This is a genomic window from Streptomyces parvulus (assembly GCF_014648855.1).
Classification (GTDB): Bacteria; Actinomycetota; Actinomycetes; order Streptomycetales; family Streptomycetaceae; genus Streptomyces; species Streptomyces parvulus.
The window spans coordinates 248,985-263,820 of record NZ_BMRX01000002.1 but is presented as its reverse complement, the minus strand read 5'-3'; the positions used below and the strand labels follow the sequence as shown (position 1 = coordinate 263,820).

Sequence of the window (14,836 nt, the reverse complement as noted above, 5' to 3'; positions counted from 1 at the left end):
TGGTGGCATGCCGCGTCGGTCTCGGCAGGCATCAGGGTGCCCGTGCGGGCGGCACAGTCTGCCCGAAGCGCCGCGTCCGGGCGAGGGATCCGCACCGCCGGGAGCGCGTCGCGTCGTCGCGGGCGTGCGGCAGGATGGGGCGGATGAGCGAGCAGAGCCTTCCGGAGGACGCCCGCGCGGAGCACGCGGACGCGCTGCCCGAGTACGCCGAGCGAGTCCTCGACGTGACCGAGCTGATCCCGCCGGGCCGCGTCATGACGTACGGGGACGTGGCCGAGTACCTGGAGGAGGGGGGACCCCGTCAGGTGGGCCGCGTGATGTCCCTCTACGGGGGAGGCGTCCCCTGGTGGCGGGTCGTCCGCGCGGACGGCGCCCTGCTCGCCGGGCACGAACTGGAGGCACTCGACCGCTACCGGGACGAGGGCACGCCCCTCAAGGAGGCCAGCAGGGCCGCGGAGGGCCACCTGCCGCGCCTCGACCTCAAGCGGGCGCGGTGGGACGGCGGCGGACGTGCGCAGGGTCACACCTGACAGCTTCCGCCATGCGGCCGGCCGGTGTGTGGCCCGTGATCCGGATGAGGGAAGCGGGACGGACCGGCCATGTCTGTGGCATGACGTACGTTCGAGGGGCGAGGGGCACGCGCTTCGCACGTGACCCGAGGGACCCGAGGCACCCGAGGGAGGGGAGGGAAGAAGAGGAAGCTCTGCTTCAGCCTTGTGCGTCGGCGTAGCGTCGGCCGCGCGCGTCCCCCTCATCCCGCGCTCACCGCCGTGCGCGCGACGCGGACGGCCCACCAGCACACCCACCAGGACCGGCGAACCACGTGAGCACCTCTTCCTCCACCGGACACCCCGCGCACCCCCAGGCGCGCAGGGGGAGCCGCGGTGCTTACCGACTGGTGCGTACCCCGCCGGCGCGCGTGGACCCCCCTCGTCTGGACGCCGCACAGCGCGCCGTGGTTGACCACCGCTCCGGGCCGCTGCTCGTCCTCGCGGGCCCGGGGACCGGCAAGACGACCACCCTCGTGGAGTCGGTGGCGGAGCGGATCGCCAGGGGCGGCGACCCCGAGCGCATCCTGGTCCTGACCTTCAGCCGCAAGGCGGCCGTCGAACTGCGCGACCGCATGGCCCTGCGCATGGGCGCCGCCCGCGCCCCGAGGGCGACCACCTTTCACTCCTTCGGTTACGCCCTGGTCCGCTCACACCAGGACACCGACCTCTTCGTGGAGCCCCCGCGCCTCCTGTCCGGACCGGAGCAGGACGTCACGGTGCGCGAGCTGCTCGCTGGTCAGGTCGACCTGGAGCGGCTCGGCCTCGCCCATGTGCGCTGGCCCGACGAACTGCGCGCCTGCCTCACCACCCGCGGCTTCGCCGACGAGGTCCGCGCGGTGCTCGCCCGCAGCCGGGAACTCGGTCTCGGCCCGGAAGCGCTCGGAGACTTCGCCCGGCGCATCGGCCGCCCCGACTGGCGCGCCGCCGCCGTCTTCCTCGCCGAGTACCTGGACGTGCTCGACCTCCAGGGCGTGCTCGACTACGCGGAACTGGTGCACCGCGCGGTGCTCCTCGCCCGCCGCCCCGAGGTCGCCGCGCGCCTGGCGGCCCAGTACGACGCGGTCTACGTCGACGAGTACCAGGACACCGACCCGTCCCAGGTACGGCTGCTGCACGCCCTGGCGGGCGGCGGGCGCACCCTCGTCGCATTCGGCGACCCCGACCAGTCGATCTACGCCTTCCGGGGCGCGGACGTGAACGGCATCCTGGACTTCCCGGCCGCCTTCCCGCGCGCGGACGGCCGGCCGGCGCCGGTCGAGGTGCTGCGGACCTCACGCCGCTCCGGGGCCGCCCTGCTGGCCGCCACCCGCCTGGTGAACCAGCGCATGCCCCTGACCCGCCTCCCCGCCGCCAAGGTGCGGGCCCACCGGGAGCTGACCCCGGTGCGGGACGGGGGGCGCGTCGAGGTGTACACGTACCCGACCTCCGGCACCGAGCTGGACAACATCGCCGACATCCTGCGGCGGGCCCACCTCGAGGACGGCGTCCGGTGGAGCGACATGGCCGTCCTGGTGCGCGCCGGCTCCCGCACCATCCCGACGATGCGCCGCGCCCTGACCGCGGCCGGCGTCCCCCTGGACATCGACGGCGACGACGTGCCGCTGCGCCACGAGCCCGCGGTGGCGCCCCTGCTGACGGCACTGCGCGCGGTGGCGGAGGCCGAGGCGGGGACGGGTGAGCGCCGACCTGGGGACGCCGGCGGTGACCGGGCGGGGGCAGTGGACCCGGAGAGTGCCGGTGACATGCCGGGGGCGGGTGCCGAGCGGGTGGAGGGTGTCGTCGGCGCTCCGGGCGGTGCCGGTGACGCCCCACAAACGCCGGACGACGTGGAGGGCACGGAAGACGCCGGGGACACGCTGGCCGACGCCGACGCCGACGCCGACGCCGACGCCGACGCCGACGCCGACGCCGACGACGCGCCGGACGACGCGCCGGACGACGCCGACGACGCGCCCGGAGACGGGCCGCACTACGCCGAAGCCCCGCCCGACGGCACCGCCCCGGCCCCCTGCTGGCTCTCCACCGAGACCGCCCTCACCCTCCTCACCTCGCCCCTCGCCGCCATGGACGCGGCCGACCTGCGCCGCCTGGGCCGCGCCCTGCGCGACGAGGAGCGGGCCGCGGGCAACGCGTTGCCGCCGCCCTCGGACGAACTGCTCGCACGTGCGCTCGCCGAGCCGGAGCGGCTGGCGGTGCACGACCCGGCCTACGCGCGCGGAGCCCAGCGTCTCGGCGCGTTGCTCCGCAAGGCCCGCGCGCGCCTGGCGGACGGCGGAAGCGCCGAGGAGGCGCTGTGGGACCTGTGGAACGGCACCCCGTGGCCGGCCCGCCTGGAACGCTCCGCCCGCCGCGGCGGCGCCGCCGGACGCAACGCGGACCGCGACCTCGACGCCGTGTGCGCGCTGTTCGCGACGGCCGCCCGCGCGGAGGAACGCACCGGTGGCCGGGGTGCCCTGAACTTCCTGGAGGAGATCGACGCCGAGGACATCGCGGCCGACACCCTCACGCGGCGTGCCGTACGCCCCGACGCCGTGCGCCTGATGACCGCGCACCGTTCGAAAGGGCTGGAGTGGCGGCTGGTCGTCGTCGCCGGCGTCCAGGAGGGGCTCTGGCCGGACCTGCGACGCCGTGGCTCCCTGCTGGAGGCCGACCGGATCGGCCGCGACGGCCTCGCCGAACCGCTGACCCCCGGAGCGCTGCTCGCGGAGGAGCGGCGCCTGTTCTACGTGGCTGCCACGCGCGCGCGTGAACGCCTCGTGGTGACCGCGGTGAAGGCTCCGGCCGACGACGGCGACCAGCCCTCCCGCTTTCTCACCGAACTCGGCGTCGAACCCGTCGACGTCACCGGCCGTCCGCGCCGCCCCCTCGCCGTGGCCGCCCTCGTCGCCGAACTGCGGGCCACCACCGTCGACCCCCGCGTCTCCGAGCCCCTCAGGGAGGCCGCGGCGCACCGTCTGGCCCGGCTGGCCGCACTCGCCGACGACGACGGCCGCCCCCTGGTGCCGTCCGCCCACCCCTACCGGTGGTGGGGCATGTGGGACCCGACCGAGAGCAAGGTGCCGCTGCGCGACCGCGACCAGCCCGTCACGCTCTCCGGCAGCGCCCTGGACCAGCTGGCCAACACGTGCGCCCTGCAGTGGTTCCTGGGCCGCGAGGTGAAGGCCGACACGCCGGCGACGGCGGCCCAGGGCTTCGGCAACGTGGTGCACGTCCTCGCCGACGAGGTGGCGTCGGGGCGCACCCCGGCCGACCTCGCCGTCCTCATGGAACGCCTCGACTCCGTGTGGAACGCGCTCGCCTTCGACGCGCCGTGGAAGTCCGCGCAGGAGAAGGCCAACGCGCGCGTGGCGCTCGAACGCTTCCTGAAGTGGCACGTCATGGACCGCGCCGGGCGCACGCCGGTGGCCAGCGAGCACGACTTCGACGTGACCCTGGGGGCCGGCGAGTACGAGGTACGCATCCGCGGCCAGATGGACCGCGTCGAGAGCGACGGCGACGGCCGCGCCTACGTCGTCGACTTCAAGACCGGCAAGCAGGCGCCCACCGCCGCCGAGGTGGCCCACCACCCGCAGCTCGCCGTCTACCAGCTGGCGGTGCGCGAGGGCGCCGTCGACGAGGCCTTCGACGGCGTACGACCCGAAAGCGGCGGCGCCGAACTCGTCCAGCTGCGCCAGGGTGCGGCCCGGCGGGACGGCGGCGAGACCCTGCCCAAGGTGCAGGCGCAGGACGCGCCCGAGGGGGCGGAGGGCGAGTGGATCGGCGACCTGCTGGCCACGGCCGCCGGCAAGGTCCTCGACGAGCGCTTCACCCCGACCGCCGGCCAGCACTGCACGCACTGCGCCTTCCGCGCGTCGTGCAGCGCACGACCCGAGGGGCGGCACGTCGTGGAATAGGCGGGGCGGCGTGGCGCGGCCGGTGTGATGATCCGCACCACAGGGGCTGACCAGCGCATCCGTCATCTCCGCTAGGCCATTCGGCACCGGCTGTCGGTGGCCGCCGCTAGCCTCTCTGACGTGCCCGCCCACCTCACCGATCCCGATCAGCTCAAGGAGCTCCTCGGGATCCCCTTCACCCCGGAGCAGACGGCCTGCATCGTCGCGCCGCCCGCCCCGCAGGTGATCGTGGCCGGAGCCGGTTCGGGGAAGACCACGGTCATGGCGGCGCGCGTGGTGTGGCTGGTCGGCACCGGCCAGGTCGCCCCGGAGCAGGTCCTGGGGCTCACCTTCACCAACAAGGCGGCCGGCGAACTCGCCGAGCGCGTGCGCAAGGCGCTGATCCGCGCGGGCGTCACCGACCCGGACGTGATCGACCCGGACCACCCGCCGGGCGAACCGGTGATCTCGACGTACCACGCCTTCGCGGGCCGCCTCCTGACCGACCACGGCCTGCGGCTCGGCCTGGAGCCCACCTCCCGGCTGCTGGCCGACGCCACCCGCTACCAGCTCGCCGCGCGGGTGCTGCGTGAGGCACCCGGCCCCTACCCGGCCCTCACCCGCTCCTTCCCCGACCTGGTCGGCGACCTCCTCGCCCTGGACGCCGAACTCGCCGAGCACCTGGTGAGCCCCGAGGACCTGCGCGCGTGGGACGCCGGGCTCCTGGACTCCCTCCAGGGCGTCCGGCTGGGCAACGCCGATCTGCGCAAGGTCCCCGAGGCCGCCGCCGCACGGCGCGAGTTGGCCGGCCTGGTGATCCGCTACCGCGAGGCGAAGCGCGCACGGGACCTGCTCGACTTCGGCGACCAGATCGCCCTCTCCGCCCGCCTGGCCGGCCTCCCGGAGGTGGGCCGCGTCCTGCGCGACGAGTTCCGGGTCGTCCTGCTCGACGAGTACCAGGACACCTCGGTCGCCCAGCGCATCCTCCTGGCGGGCCTGTTCGGCGGCGGCACCGGCCATCCCGTGACCGCCGTCGGCGACCCCTGCCAGGCGATCTACGGCTGGCGCGGCGCCTCCGTGGCCAACCTGGACGACTTCCCCGCCCACTTCGCCCAACCCGACGGCCGCCCCGCCACCCGGCAGGCGCTCAGCGAGAACCGCCGTAGCGGCGGCCGCCTCCTCGACCTCGCCAACGGCCTCGCCGAACCCCTGCGCGCCATGCACGCGGGCGTGGAGGCCCTGCGCCCCGCACCCGGCGCCGAACGCGACGGCGTCGTCCGCTGCGCCCTGCTGCGTACCCACGCCGAGGAGATCGACTGGATCGCCGACTCCGTCGCCCACCTCGTGCGCACCGGCAAGGCGCCCGGCGAGATCGCCGTCCTGTGCCGCGCCGCGACCGACTTCGCCCGGATCCAGGGCGCGCTGGTCGCCCGGGACGTCCCCGTCGAGGTCGTGGGCCTGTCCGGGCTGCTGCACCTGCCCGAGGTGGCCGACCTGGTCGCCGTCTGCGAAGTGCTCCAGGACCCGGGCGCCAACGCCTCCCTGGTGCGGCTGCTCAGCGGCCCCCGCTGGCGTGTCGGCCCGCGCGACCTCGCCCTCCTCGGCCGCCGCGCCCGGCGCCTGGTGAGCCACGCGCGCGTGGACGGCGACGACGATCCCGACCGCAGGCTGGCCGAAGCCGTCGAGGGAGTCGACCCGTCCGAGGTGATATCGCTCGCCGACGCCCTCGACACGTTCCTGGAGACGCCCCTGGACGGCACCGGGGACGACGACGGGCTGCCCTTCTCACCGGACGCGCGCGTGCGGTTCGCCCGCCTGGCCACCGAGCTGCGGGAGCTGCGCCGCGCCCTGTCCGACCCCCTCATGGACGTCCTGCACCGGGTCCTCGCCGTCACCGGCCTGGAGGTCGAGCTGTCGGCGTCGCCGCACGCCCTGGCCGCCCGCCGCCGCGAGACCCTGTCGAACTTCCTGGACGTCGCCGCGTCCTTCGCCGCCGGCGACGGCGAGGCCACCCTCCTCGCCTTCCTCGGCTTCCTGCGCACCGCCGCCCAGTACGAGAAGGGCCTCGACAACGCGCTGCCCGGCGGCGAGAACACCGTCAAGGTGCTCACCGCCCACCGGTCCAAGGGCCTGGAGTGGGACGTCGTGGCCGTACCCGGCCTGGTCACCGGCACCTTCCCCAGCGGCCAGGGCCGCGAGAAGTGGACCGCCCAGGGCAAGGTGCTGCCGCACGAACTGCGCGGCGACCGCGACACGCTGCCCGACGTCGGCTCCTGGGACTCCCGCGGCCTGAAGGCCTTCCACGAGGAGATGAAGGAGCACCAGCACACCGAGGAACTCCGCCTCGGCTACGTCGCCTTCACCCGCCCCCGCTCGCTGCTGCTCGGCTCCGGCCACTGGTGGGGGCCCAGCCAGAAGAGGCCACGGGGGCCGTCCGCGTTCCTCACGGCCCTGTACGAGCACTGCGCGGCCGGTCACGGCGAGATCGAGGCCTGGGCGGACGAACCCGCCGAGGACGAGGAGAACCCGGCCCTGCGGCAGGGCACCGACGACCAGGTCTGGCCGCTGCCCCTGGACGACGAGGCGCTCGCCCGCCGCCGGGCCGCCGCGGAGACCGTCCTCACCCACCTGGACCGCCTCGCCGCCCAGGCGGGCACCGGCCCGCCCGCCCCGGCCGCGCACGCCGAGCCCGGCATGTACGACGACCCGGACTGGCCGCCGCCCCCCGAGGACGAGGAGCCACCCCTGGCGGACGAGCGGTTCCCCTACGACGAGGCACCCCCGGAGGACGCTTCCCCCAAGGCCCCCATGACCCCCGAGGCCCCCGGCGGCCCGGCCGCCCCCGAGCCCCCTGGCAGCCCGGCCGACGACTGGGACTCCTGGACCACGGACCGCCCGAGCACCCCCGCGACCCCCACCGTTCCGCACCAGCAGACCGCACCCGCCCGCCTCACCCCGGAGGAGTCCCGCACCGTCGCCTCCTGGGACCGCGACCTCGACGCCCTCACGGGCGAGCTGCTGCGCGCGCGGGAGAGCGTCACCGAGGTGCCCCTCCCGGCGTCGCTGACCGCCTCCCAGCTGCTGGACCTCGCGGCCGACCCGGACGGCTTCGCACAGGAGCTGGCCCGCCCCATGCCCCGCCCGCCCCGGCCCGCGGCGCGCAGGGGCACCCGCTTCCACGCCTGGGTCGAGGCCCGGTTCGAGCCGCTGAAGCTCCCCCTGCTGGAACCCGGCGAGCTGCCCGGCGACGACGCCGAGATCGCGGACGAGCAGGACCTGGAGTTCCTCAAGGACGCCTTCGAGCGGACCGAGTACGCACGCCGCACCCCGCACCGCGTCGAGGCGCCGTTCCAGCTCACGCTCGCCGGACGGGTCGTGCGCGGCCGCATCGACGCCGTCTACAAGGAGGGCGACGGGACGAACGCGACGTACGAGATCGTCGACTGGAAGACGAACCGGGCGCCCACCGCGGACCCGCTCCAGCTGGCGCTCTACCGGCTCGCCTGGGCCGAGCAGCAGAACGTGCCCCTGGAGTCGGTGACGGCCGCCTTCCTCTACGTGCGCACCGGCGAGGTCGTACGGCCCGGCGGCCTGCCGGACCGCGCCGCGCTCGAGGAACTGCTGCGGGCCGAACCGGTCGGTGACGAACCGCACGATCGGGGTGTCCGTGCGGGCCGATAGGCTCGTGAGTATGAGCCACCCCGTTGACAATGCTGTCAGCGCTGTCCGTACGTACATCGAGCAGCACCGTGCCGCCTTCCTCGACGACCTCGTCGCCTGGCTGCGCATCCCTTCGGTGTCCGCGCAGCCCGACCACGCGCAAGACGTACGCCGCAGCGCCGAATGGCTCGCCTCCAAGCTGGAGGAGACCGGCTTCGGGACCGCCGAGGTGTGGCCCACCGCGGGCGCTCCGGCCGTGTTCGCCGAGTGGCTCTCCGAAGACCCCGAGGCCCCGACGGTCCTCGTCTACGGCCACCACGACGTGCAGCCCGCCGCCCGCGAGGACGGCTGGAGCAGCGACCCCTTCGAGCCGGTCGTCCGCGACAACCGGCTCTACGCGCGCGGCGCCGCCGACGACAAGGGGCAGGTGTTCTTCCACACACTCGGCGTCCGTGCCCACCTTGCCGCCACCGGCCGCACCACGCCCGCCGTGAACCTCAAACTGCTGATCGAGGGCGAGGAGGAGTCCGGCTCCCCGCACTTCCGCGCCCTGGTCGAGGAGCGCGCCGACCGGCTCGGCGCGGACGCGGTGATCGTCTCCGACACCGGCATGTGGTCCGAGGACACCCCCACGGTGTGCACCGGCATGCGGGGTCTCGCGGAGTGCGAGATCCGGTTCCACGGCCCCGACCAGGACATCCACTCGGGCTCCTTCGGCGGCGCGGTGCCCAACCCGGCCACCGCGATCGCCCGCCTGGTGGCCGCCCTGCACGACGAACACGCGCGCGTGACGGTCCCCGGCTTCTACGACGGCGTGGTGGAGCTGACCGACGAGGAGCGCGCCCTCTTCGCCGAGCTGCCGTTCGACGAGCGGCGGTGGCTGGACACGGCCAAGTCCCGGGCCGCCCACGGCGAGGCCGGCCACACCACCCTGGAGCGCGTCTGGGCGCGCCCCACCGCCGAGGTCAACGGCATCGGCGGCGGCTACCAGGGCCCGGGCAGCAAGACGATCATCCCGTCGTCGGCCATGGTGAAGCTCTCCTTCCGCCTGGTCGCGGGCCAGGACCCGGACCACGTCGAGAAGGCCGTCCGCGCGTGGGCCGCCGGACAAGTGCCCGAGGGGATCCGCTGCGAGATCGACTTCGCCCCGGCCACCCGCCCGTGCCTGACGCCGCTGGACCACCCGGCGCTGCGGTCGGTGGCCCGCGCGATGGGCCTGGCCTTCGGGAAACCCGTCCGCTACACGCGGGAGGGCGGCTCCGGACCCGCCGCCGACCTCCAGGAGGTCCTCGGCACCCCGGTGCTGTTCCTCGGCATCTCCGTCCCGTCCGACGGCTGGCACGCCCCGGACGAGAAGGTGGAGCTGGACCTGCTGCTCAAGGGCGTGGAGACCGCCGCCCACCTGTGGGGCGACCTGGGGGAGCACTGGCGCCACGCACCCTGAGACGCCGCCGACGGCCCGGAACCGGACCGGTGACACTCGCGGCACACTGAAAAGGCCGCCGCGCGGCACCGAGTCTCCCGGACCGGCTCCCGCCCGCCGTACGACCCGCCGCACCCGCCCGCCGAACACGAACCGCTCACCGGGGGAGTTGGAAGCACCCGTGACCACCTGGACCGACCACACCGCCGACCGTCCCATCTCGCTCACCGCGCCCAGCGGTCTCGACCGCGCCGCCCACCACCGCCTCGACGAGGCATGGCTCGCGGCGGCGTGGAGTCACCCCTCCACGCGCTGCTTCGTGGTCTCCGGCGGCCAGGCCCTCATCGACGAGACGCCCGACGGGCGCACCGAACTCGTGATGACCCCCTCCTTCGAGGCCCCGCTCACCGAGGCGCACCGCTACTTCCTGGGCACCGACGAGGACGGGGTCAGCTACTTCGCCCTCCAGAAGGACTCCCTGCCCGGCCGCATGGACCAGTCCGCGCGCCCCGCGGGCCTGCGGGAGGCGGGGCTGCTCCTGGAGCCCCGCGACGCGGGCCTGATGGTCCACGCGGTCGCCCTGGAGAACTGGCAGCGGCTGCACCGATTCTGCTCCCGCTGCGGCGAGCGCACCGTCATCGCCGCGGCCGGCCACATCCGCCGCTGCCCCGCCTGCGGCGCCGAGCACTACCCGCGCACCGACCCGGCCGTGATCATGGCCGTCACGGATGCCGAGGACCGCATCCTGCTCGGCCGCCAGGTGCACTGGCCCGAGGGCCGCTTCTCCACGCTCGCCGGTTTCGTGGAGCCCGGCGAGTCCATCGAGCAGTCGGTGCGCCGCGAGGTCCAGGAGGAGGCCGGGATCACCGTCGGCCCCGTCGAGTACGTCGCCAGCCAGCCCTGGCCCTTCCCGTCCAGCCTGATGCTCGGCTTCATGGCCCGCGCCACCTCCACCGACATCGAGGTCGACGGCGACGAGATCCAGGAGGCGCGCTGGTTCTCCCGCGACGAACTGGGCGCCGCCTTCGAGTCGGGAGAGGTGCTCCCGCCGTACGGCATCTCGATCGCCGCACGCCTCATCGAGCTCTGGTACGGGAAGCCGCTGCCTACGCGGGCGGCGTTCTGAGGGGGCGGTCACGCGCCGGACGACCTCTGCCGCACGGCCGTGGTGGCCGTCGAGACCCCCGGAGCACGCAACACCACAGCCCCCGTACCGGAGCGAATCCGGTACGGGGGCTGCGTGTCGAGGCCGGTCGACGGCTCAGGCGCCGAGCGCCTGCTTCACCTGGGCGAGGCTCGGGTTCGTCATGACGACCTCGGTGCCACCGCCCGCGGGGACCACCTGAACCGTGGGGACCGTCTGGTTCCCGCCGTTCGCCTTCTCCACGAACGCCGCGGAGTCCGGGTCGTGCTCGATGTTGATCTCGGTGTACGGGATGCCCTCGCGGTCCATCTGGCTCTTCAGCCGGCGGCAGTAGCCGCACCACGTGGTGCTGTACATCGTCACAGTGCCCGGCATGTCTCTCGCGCTCCTTCGGCGACTCGGGGTCCGGCGGCTCGGGATGAGGTCGCAGGAGGGGAACGTCCACGGCGGCGCCACCATTCCCGCCCCACCGGTGACCTCACACCCGTATCGGTACGACAATCAGAGCGTGCCTGTGGACAACCGACTCGGCCGTCTCGCGAGACCTGGCAGCATGGCGGTGTGACAGCAGCAACGCACTCCACCCTCTTCCCGCAGGTACCGGACTCGGCCGACGCGGTGCTCGACGGGCTCGACCCCGAGCAGCGCGAGGTGGCGACCGCCCTGCGCGGACCGGTGTGCGTGCTGGCGGGTGCCGGCACGGGCAAGACCCGGGCCATCACCCACCGCATCGCCTACGGGGTGCGCGCCGGGATCCTCCAGCCCACCAGCGTCCTCGCCGTCACCTTCACCAACCGTGCCGCGGGGGAGATGCGGGGCAGGCTGCGCCAGCTCGGGGCGTCCGGCGTCCAGGCCCGCACCTTCCACTCGGCGGCGCTGCGCCAGCTCCAGTACTTCTGGCCGAAGGCGATCGGCGGCTCCCTGCCCAGGCTGGTCGACCGCAAGGTCCAGCTCGTCGCCGACGCGGCCGCCGCCTGCCGCATCCGCCTGGACCGGGGCGAGCTGCGGGACACCACCGCGGAGATCGAGTGGTCCAAGGTGACCCAGACCGTCCCCGCCGACTACGCCCTCGCCGCGGCCAGGGCCGGCCGTGAGGCACCCCGCGACCCCGCGGAGATCGCCCAGCTCTACGCCGCGTACGAGGACCTCAAGCGCTCCCGCGGTGTGATCGACTTCGAGGACGTGCTGCTGCTGACGGTGGCCGTCCTCCAGGACCGCCAGGACGTCGCCGAACAGGTCCGCGCCCAGTACCAGCACTTCGTGGTCGACGAGTACCAGGACGTCAGCCCGCTCCAGCAGCGCCTGCTGGAGCTGTGGCTCGGCGACCGCGACGACCTGTGCGTGGTCGGCGACGCCAGCCAGACGATCTATTCGTTCACGGGAGCAACGCCCGACCATCTCCTTGACTTCCGCGGCCGCCACCCGGGCGCCACCGTCGTCAAACTCGTCCGCGACTACCGCTCCACCCCCCAGGTCGTCCACCTGGCCAACGGACTGCTCGCCCAGGCCCGCGGCCGCGCCGCCGACCACCGGCTGGAACTCGTCTCCCAGCGCCCCGCGGGCCCCGACCCCGCCTACGCCGAGTACACGGACGAACCGGCCGAGGCCGAGGGCGCCGCGCGCCGCATCCGCGAACTCCTGGACGCGGGCGTCCCCGCCTCCGAGATCGCGATCCTGTTCCGCACCAACTCCCAGTCGGAGACCTACGAGCAGGCCCTCGCCGACGCCGGCGTCCCGTACCAGCTGCGGGGCGCGGAGCGCTTCTTCGACCGTCCCGAGGTGCGCAAGGCCAACAGCGCCCTGCGGGCCGCGGCCCGCTTCGGCGGCAACGACTCCCTCCTCGACGACGCCGTCGACCTGCCCTCGCAGGTGCGCGCCGTGCTCTCCGGGGAGGGCTGGACCCCCGCGCCCCCGGCCGGGTCGGGTGCCGTCCGCGAGCGCTGGGAGTCGCTGGCCGCCCTCGTCGCACTGGCCCAGGACTTCTCCGCCGCCCGGGCGGGCGTCACGCTGAGCGACCTCGTGGCCGAGCTGGACGAGCGGGCGGGCGCCCAGCACGCCCCCACGGTCCAGGGCGTCACCCTCGCCTCCCTGCACTCGGCCAAGGGCCTGGAGTGGGACGTCGTCTTCCTGGTGGGCGTCGCCGAGGGCATGATGCCGATCACCTACGCAAAGACCGACGAGCAGATCGAGGAGGAGCGCCGCCTCCTCTACGTCGGCGTCACCCGCGCCCGGGAGCGTCTGCACCTCTCCTGGGCGCTCTCCCGCTCACCCGGCGGCAGGCCCAGCCGAAGGCCCAGCCGCTTCCTCAAGGGGCTCCGGCCCGGCTCGGGCACCGCGGGCGGCCAGGCGGCGGCCGGCGGCGGCGCAGGCGGCGTCGAGCGCGGGCGGGGAAGCGGCGCCGTGGCGTCCGCCGTCCCGAGGCGCACCCCGCGCACACCGGCGCGCTGCCGGGTCTGCGGACGCACCCTCACCGGTGCCGGCGAGATGAAGCTGATGCGCTGCGAGGACTGCCCGTCCGACATGGACGAGGGCGTCTACGAGCGGCTGCGTGAGTGGCGGGAGGTCCAGGCGGGCCGCAGCGGCCAGCCCGCCTTCTGCGTCTTCACCGACAAGACACTGATGGCGATCGCCGAGTCCGTACCGGAGGACGAGCGTGAGCTGGCGAGGATCCCCGGGGTCGGAGCGCGCAAGCTCAACCGCTACGGAGTCGACGTCCTGGCCATCTGCGCAGGTCAAGAGGGAGTGGGGCTGGAGGACGACGACTGACGCAAACTCGTCGAGAAAATAGTTTGCGCATGCCCCGGGAATCCCCATAGGTTCTTGGTCACGGGAACAGTGGCCTTCCCGAAGGCCCTGACTCCGTGTTGTACTTGCATATCCACGGACTGGTTCATCCCAGTCCCCCTAGACGCCGAGAGGAGGCGAGTCCAGTGATCAGCATCAACACCAGCTTCAACGCCGGCTTCACCGCCAAAATGACCGATCGCTCGGCCGTCTCCCTGTGCATCCTCGGCGCCTCCGACTCGGGCACCGGTCTGTCCGGCATTCGTGCCGCCCGTCCGGCCGCCCTCTCCGTTGCCCCCGCGGGCCTTCCCGTCCGCGAGCGCAATGAGCGACCGACCAAGGCACTGGAAGCAGCTGTAACGGCACAGGCGCAGGCCTATGCCTTTACCGCGACCGGTGCCGGATTCCGGAAGCAGACGACGCAGCACCACCTGATGTGGGCCTTCCGTGGGCCAGAACCCTGGAGTGATCCAGCCTGATCGTCGATCAGGCCGGCGCCTTCAGGGCCGCGGAACCCCACCCGGGATCCGCGGCCCTTCTGTTTGTCCTCGAACGGGGACGACAGCAAGAAGGAGCCTCGGGACAAGAAAAGAACCCGGTACCAAGCCGCCACCCGGCCAACCGGCCGGAACGACCAGACGAGGAAGACCACCCCGTGCAACTCGAAGCGCACGCCCCGTCCGTACCGCCTTCCGACACGATCCCCAAGCCCTGTTCCACGGAGGACTCCACCTTGACCCCGCTCACCGCGCTCACCGCGCTCGACGACGCCATCGAGAACCTCGGCGTACCCGTCCCCTGCCGCTCCTACGACCCCGAGGTCTTCTTCGCCGAGTCGCCGGCGGACGTCGAGTACGCCAAGTCCCTCTGCCGCACCTGCCCGCTGGTCGAGGCCTGCCTCGCCGGAGCCAAGGAGCGGCGTGAGCCCTGGGGCGTCTGGGGCGGCGAGCTGTTCGTCCAGGGTGTCGTCGTCGCCCGGAAGCGGCCGCGCGGCCGCCCGCGCAAGAACCCGGTTTCGGCATGAACATCACCGGAACGATCGACCGCCCCCTCACGTACGACCCCCAGAAGCAGGCCCCGATGAAGCCGTCCCCCCACGACCTCGCAGGCTCCGCGCCTGAAGACTTCACCACCACCGGCGCGAAGGACTCGCGCCAGAACAGGACCCGCGAAATGCAACTCATCCCAGAAGCCCTGGCACGTGCGCATATGCACGACCGCCTGATCGAGGCAGAGCAGGAGCGCCGGGCGATGCGCCTGGCGACCGCTCGCCGGATGCAGCGCAGGGCGGAGCGCGCCTCGATGCGCGCCCGGCGTGCGCTGGCCATGGCGGTCATGCAGTAGCAGACACACCTGAAGCGGTGCTCTCCCCCTCGGGGGAGAGGAAGCTCTGCCCGTGGGG

The 14,836-nt window shown here is 73.9% G+C and carries 10 protein-coding genes; 9 read left to right on the top strand and 1 reads right to left on the bottom strand.

The window, feature by feature from the left end; genetic code table 11:
• The first annotated feature begins 143 nt into the window (after nt 1-143).
• From IE108_RS04140 to nudC, 5 genes are all read left to right on the top strand, one after another.
• Nucleotides 144-530, top strand: coding sequence for an MGMT family protein (locus IE108_RS04140; RefSeq protein ID WP_064729716.1), 387 nt, complete (start codon nt 144-146; stop codon nt 528-530).
• 293 nt (nt 531-823) lie between these two features.
• The gene (locus IE108_RS04135) at nt 824-4,444 is read left to right on the top strand and encodes an ATP-dependent helicase (protein WP_079163658.1); all 3,621 of its coding nucleotides are present in this window, start codon (nt 824-826) and stop codon (nt 4,442-4,444) included.
• A 120-nt stretch (nt 4,445-4,564) separates the two neighbouring features.
• Nucleotides 4,565-8,104: an ATP-dependent helicase gene (locus IE108_RS04130; protein WP_064729718.1), complete on the top strand. Its 3,540-nt coding sequence runs from the start codon at nt 4,565-4,567 to the stop codon at nt 8,102-8,104.
• A 10-nt stretch (nt 8,105-8,114) separates the two neighbouring features.
• Nucleotides 8,115-9,527, top strand: a complete 1,413-nt coding sequence (locus IE108_RS04125) for a dipeptidase (RefSeq protein ID WP_064729719.1) — start codon at nt 8,115-8,117, stop codon at nt 9,525-9,527.
• Nucleotides 9,528-9,687: 160 nt separating this feature from the next.
• The gene (gene nudC / locus IE108_RS04120) at nt 9,688-10,632 is read left to right on the top strand and encodes an NAD(+) diphosphatase (RefSeq protein ID WP_064729720.1); all 945 of its coding nucleotides are present in this window, start codon (nt 9,688-9,690) and stop codon (nt 10,630-10,632) included.
• A gap of 135 nt (nt 10,633-10,767) precedes the next feature.
• On the opposite strand, the gene IE108_RS04115 is transcribed toward nudC, so the two are convergent.
• Complete coding sequence (locus IE108_RS04115) at nt 10,768-11,025, bottom strand: mycoredoxin (protein WP_064729721.1); 258 nt, start codon at nt 11,023-11,025, stop codon at nt 10,768-10,770.
• Nucleotides 11,026-11,211: 186 nt separating this feature from the next.
• On the opposite strand from IE108_RS04115, the gene IE108_RS04110 reads away from it, so the two are divergent.
• The 4 genes from IE108_RS04110 (at nt 11,212) to IE108_RS04095 (ending at nt 14,778) form a co-directional block, all read left to right on the top strand.
• On the top strand, nt 11,212-13,416 hold the full coding sequence (locus IE108_RS04110) for an ATP-dependent DNA helicase UvrD2 (protein ID WP_189397575.1): 2,205 nt from the start codon (nt 11,212-11,214) through the stop codon (nt 13,414-13,416).
• A gap of 164 nt (nt 13,417-13,580) precedes the next feature.
• The gene (locus IE108_RS04105; protein WP_064729723.1) at nt 13,581-13,913 is read left to right on the top strand and encodes a hypothetical protein; all 333 of its coding nucleotides are present in this window, start codon (nt 13,581-13,583) and stop codon (nt 13,911-13,913) included.
• 176 nt (nt 13,914-14,089) lie between these two features.
• Complete coding sequence (locus IE108_RS04100; RefSeq protein ID WP_064729724.1) at nt 14,090-14,458, top strand: WhiB family transcriptional regulator; 369 nt, start codon at nt 14,090-14,092, stop codon at nt 14,456-14,458.
• Nucleotides 14,455-14,778: a putative WhiB-interacting protein gene (locus IE108_RS04095; protein WP_064729725.1), complete on the top strand. Its 324-nt coding sequence runs from the start codon at nt 14,455-14,457 to the stop codon at nt 14,776-14,778. The genes IE108_RS04100 and IE108_RS04095 overlap by 4 nt, the downstream gene beginning before the upstream one ends.
• Nucleotides 14,779-14,836: the final 58 nt, after the last annotated feature.

Excerpts from the sequence above, each read along its gene's own strand:
- IE108_RS04115 (WP_064729721.1), bottom strand. The coding sequence starts at position 11,025 with ATGCCGGGCACTGTGACGATGTACAGCACCACGTGGTGCGGCTACTGC.
- IE108_RS04095 (WP_064729725.1), top strand. The coding sequence starts at position 14,455 with ATGAACATCACCGGAACGATCGACCGCCCCCTCACGTACGACCCCCAG.
- IE108_RS04125 (WP_064729719.1), top strand. The coding sequence starts at position 8,115 with ATGAGCCACCCCGTTGACAATGCTGTCAGCGCTGTCCGTACGTACATC.
- IE108_RS04140 (WP_064729716.1), top strand. The coding sequence starts at position 144 with ATGAGCGAGCAGAGCCTTCCGGAGGACGCCCGCGCGGAGCACGCGGAC.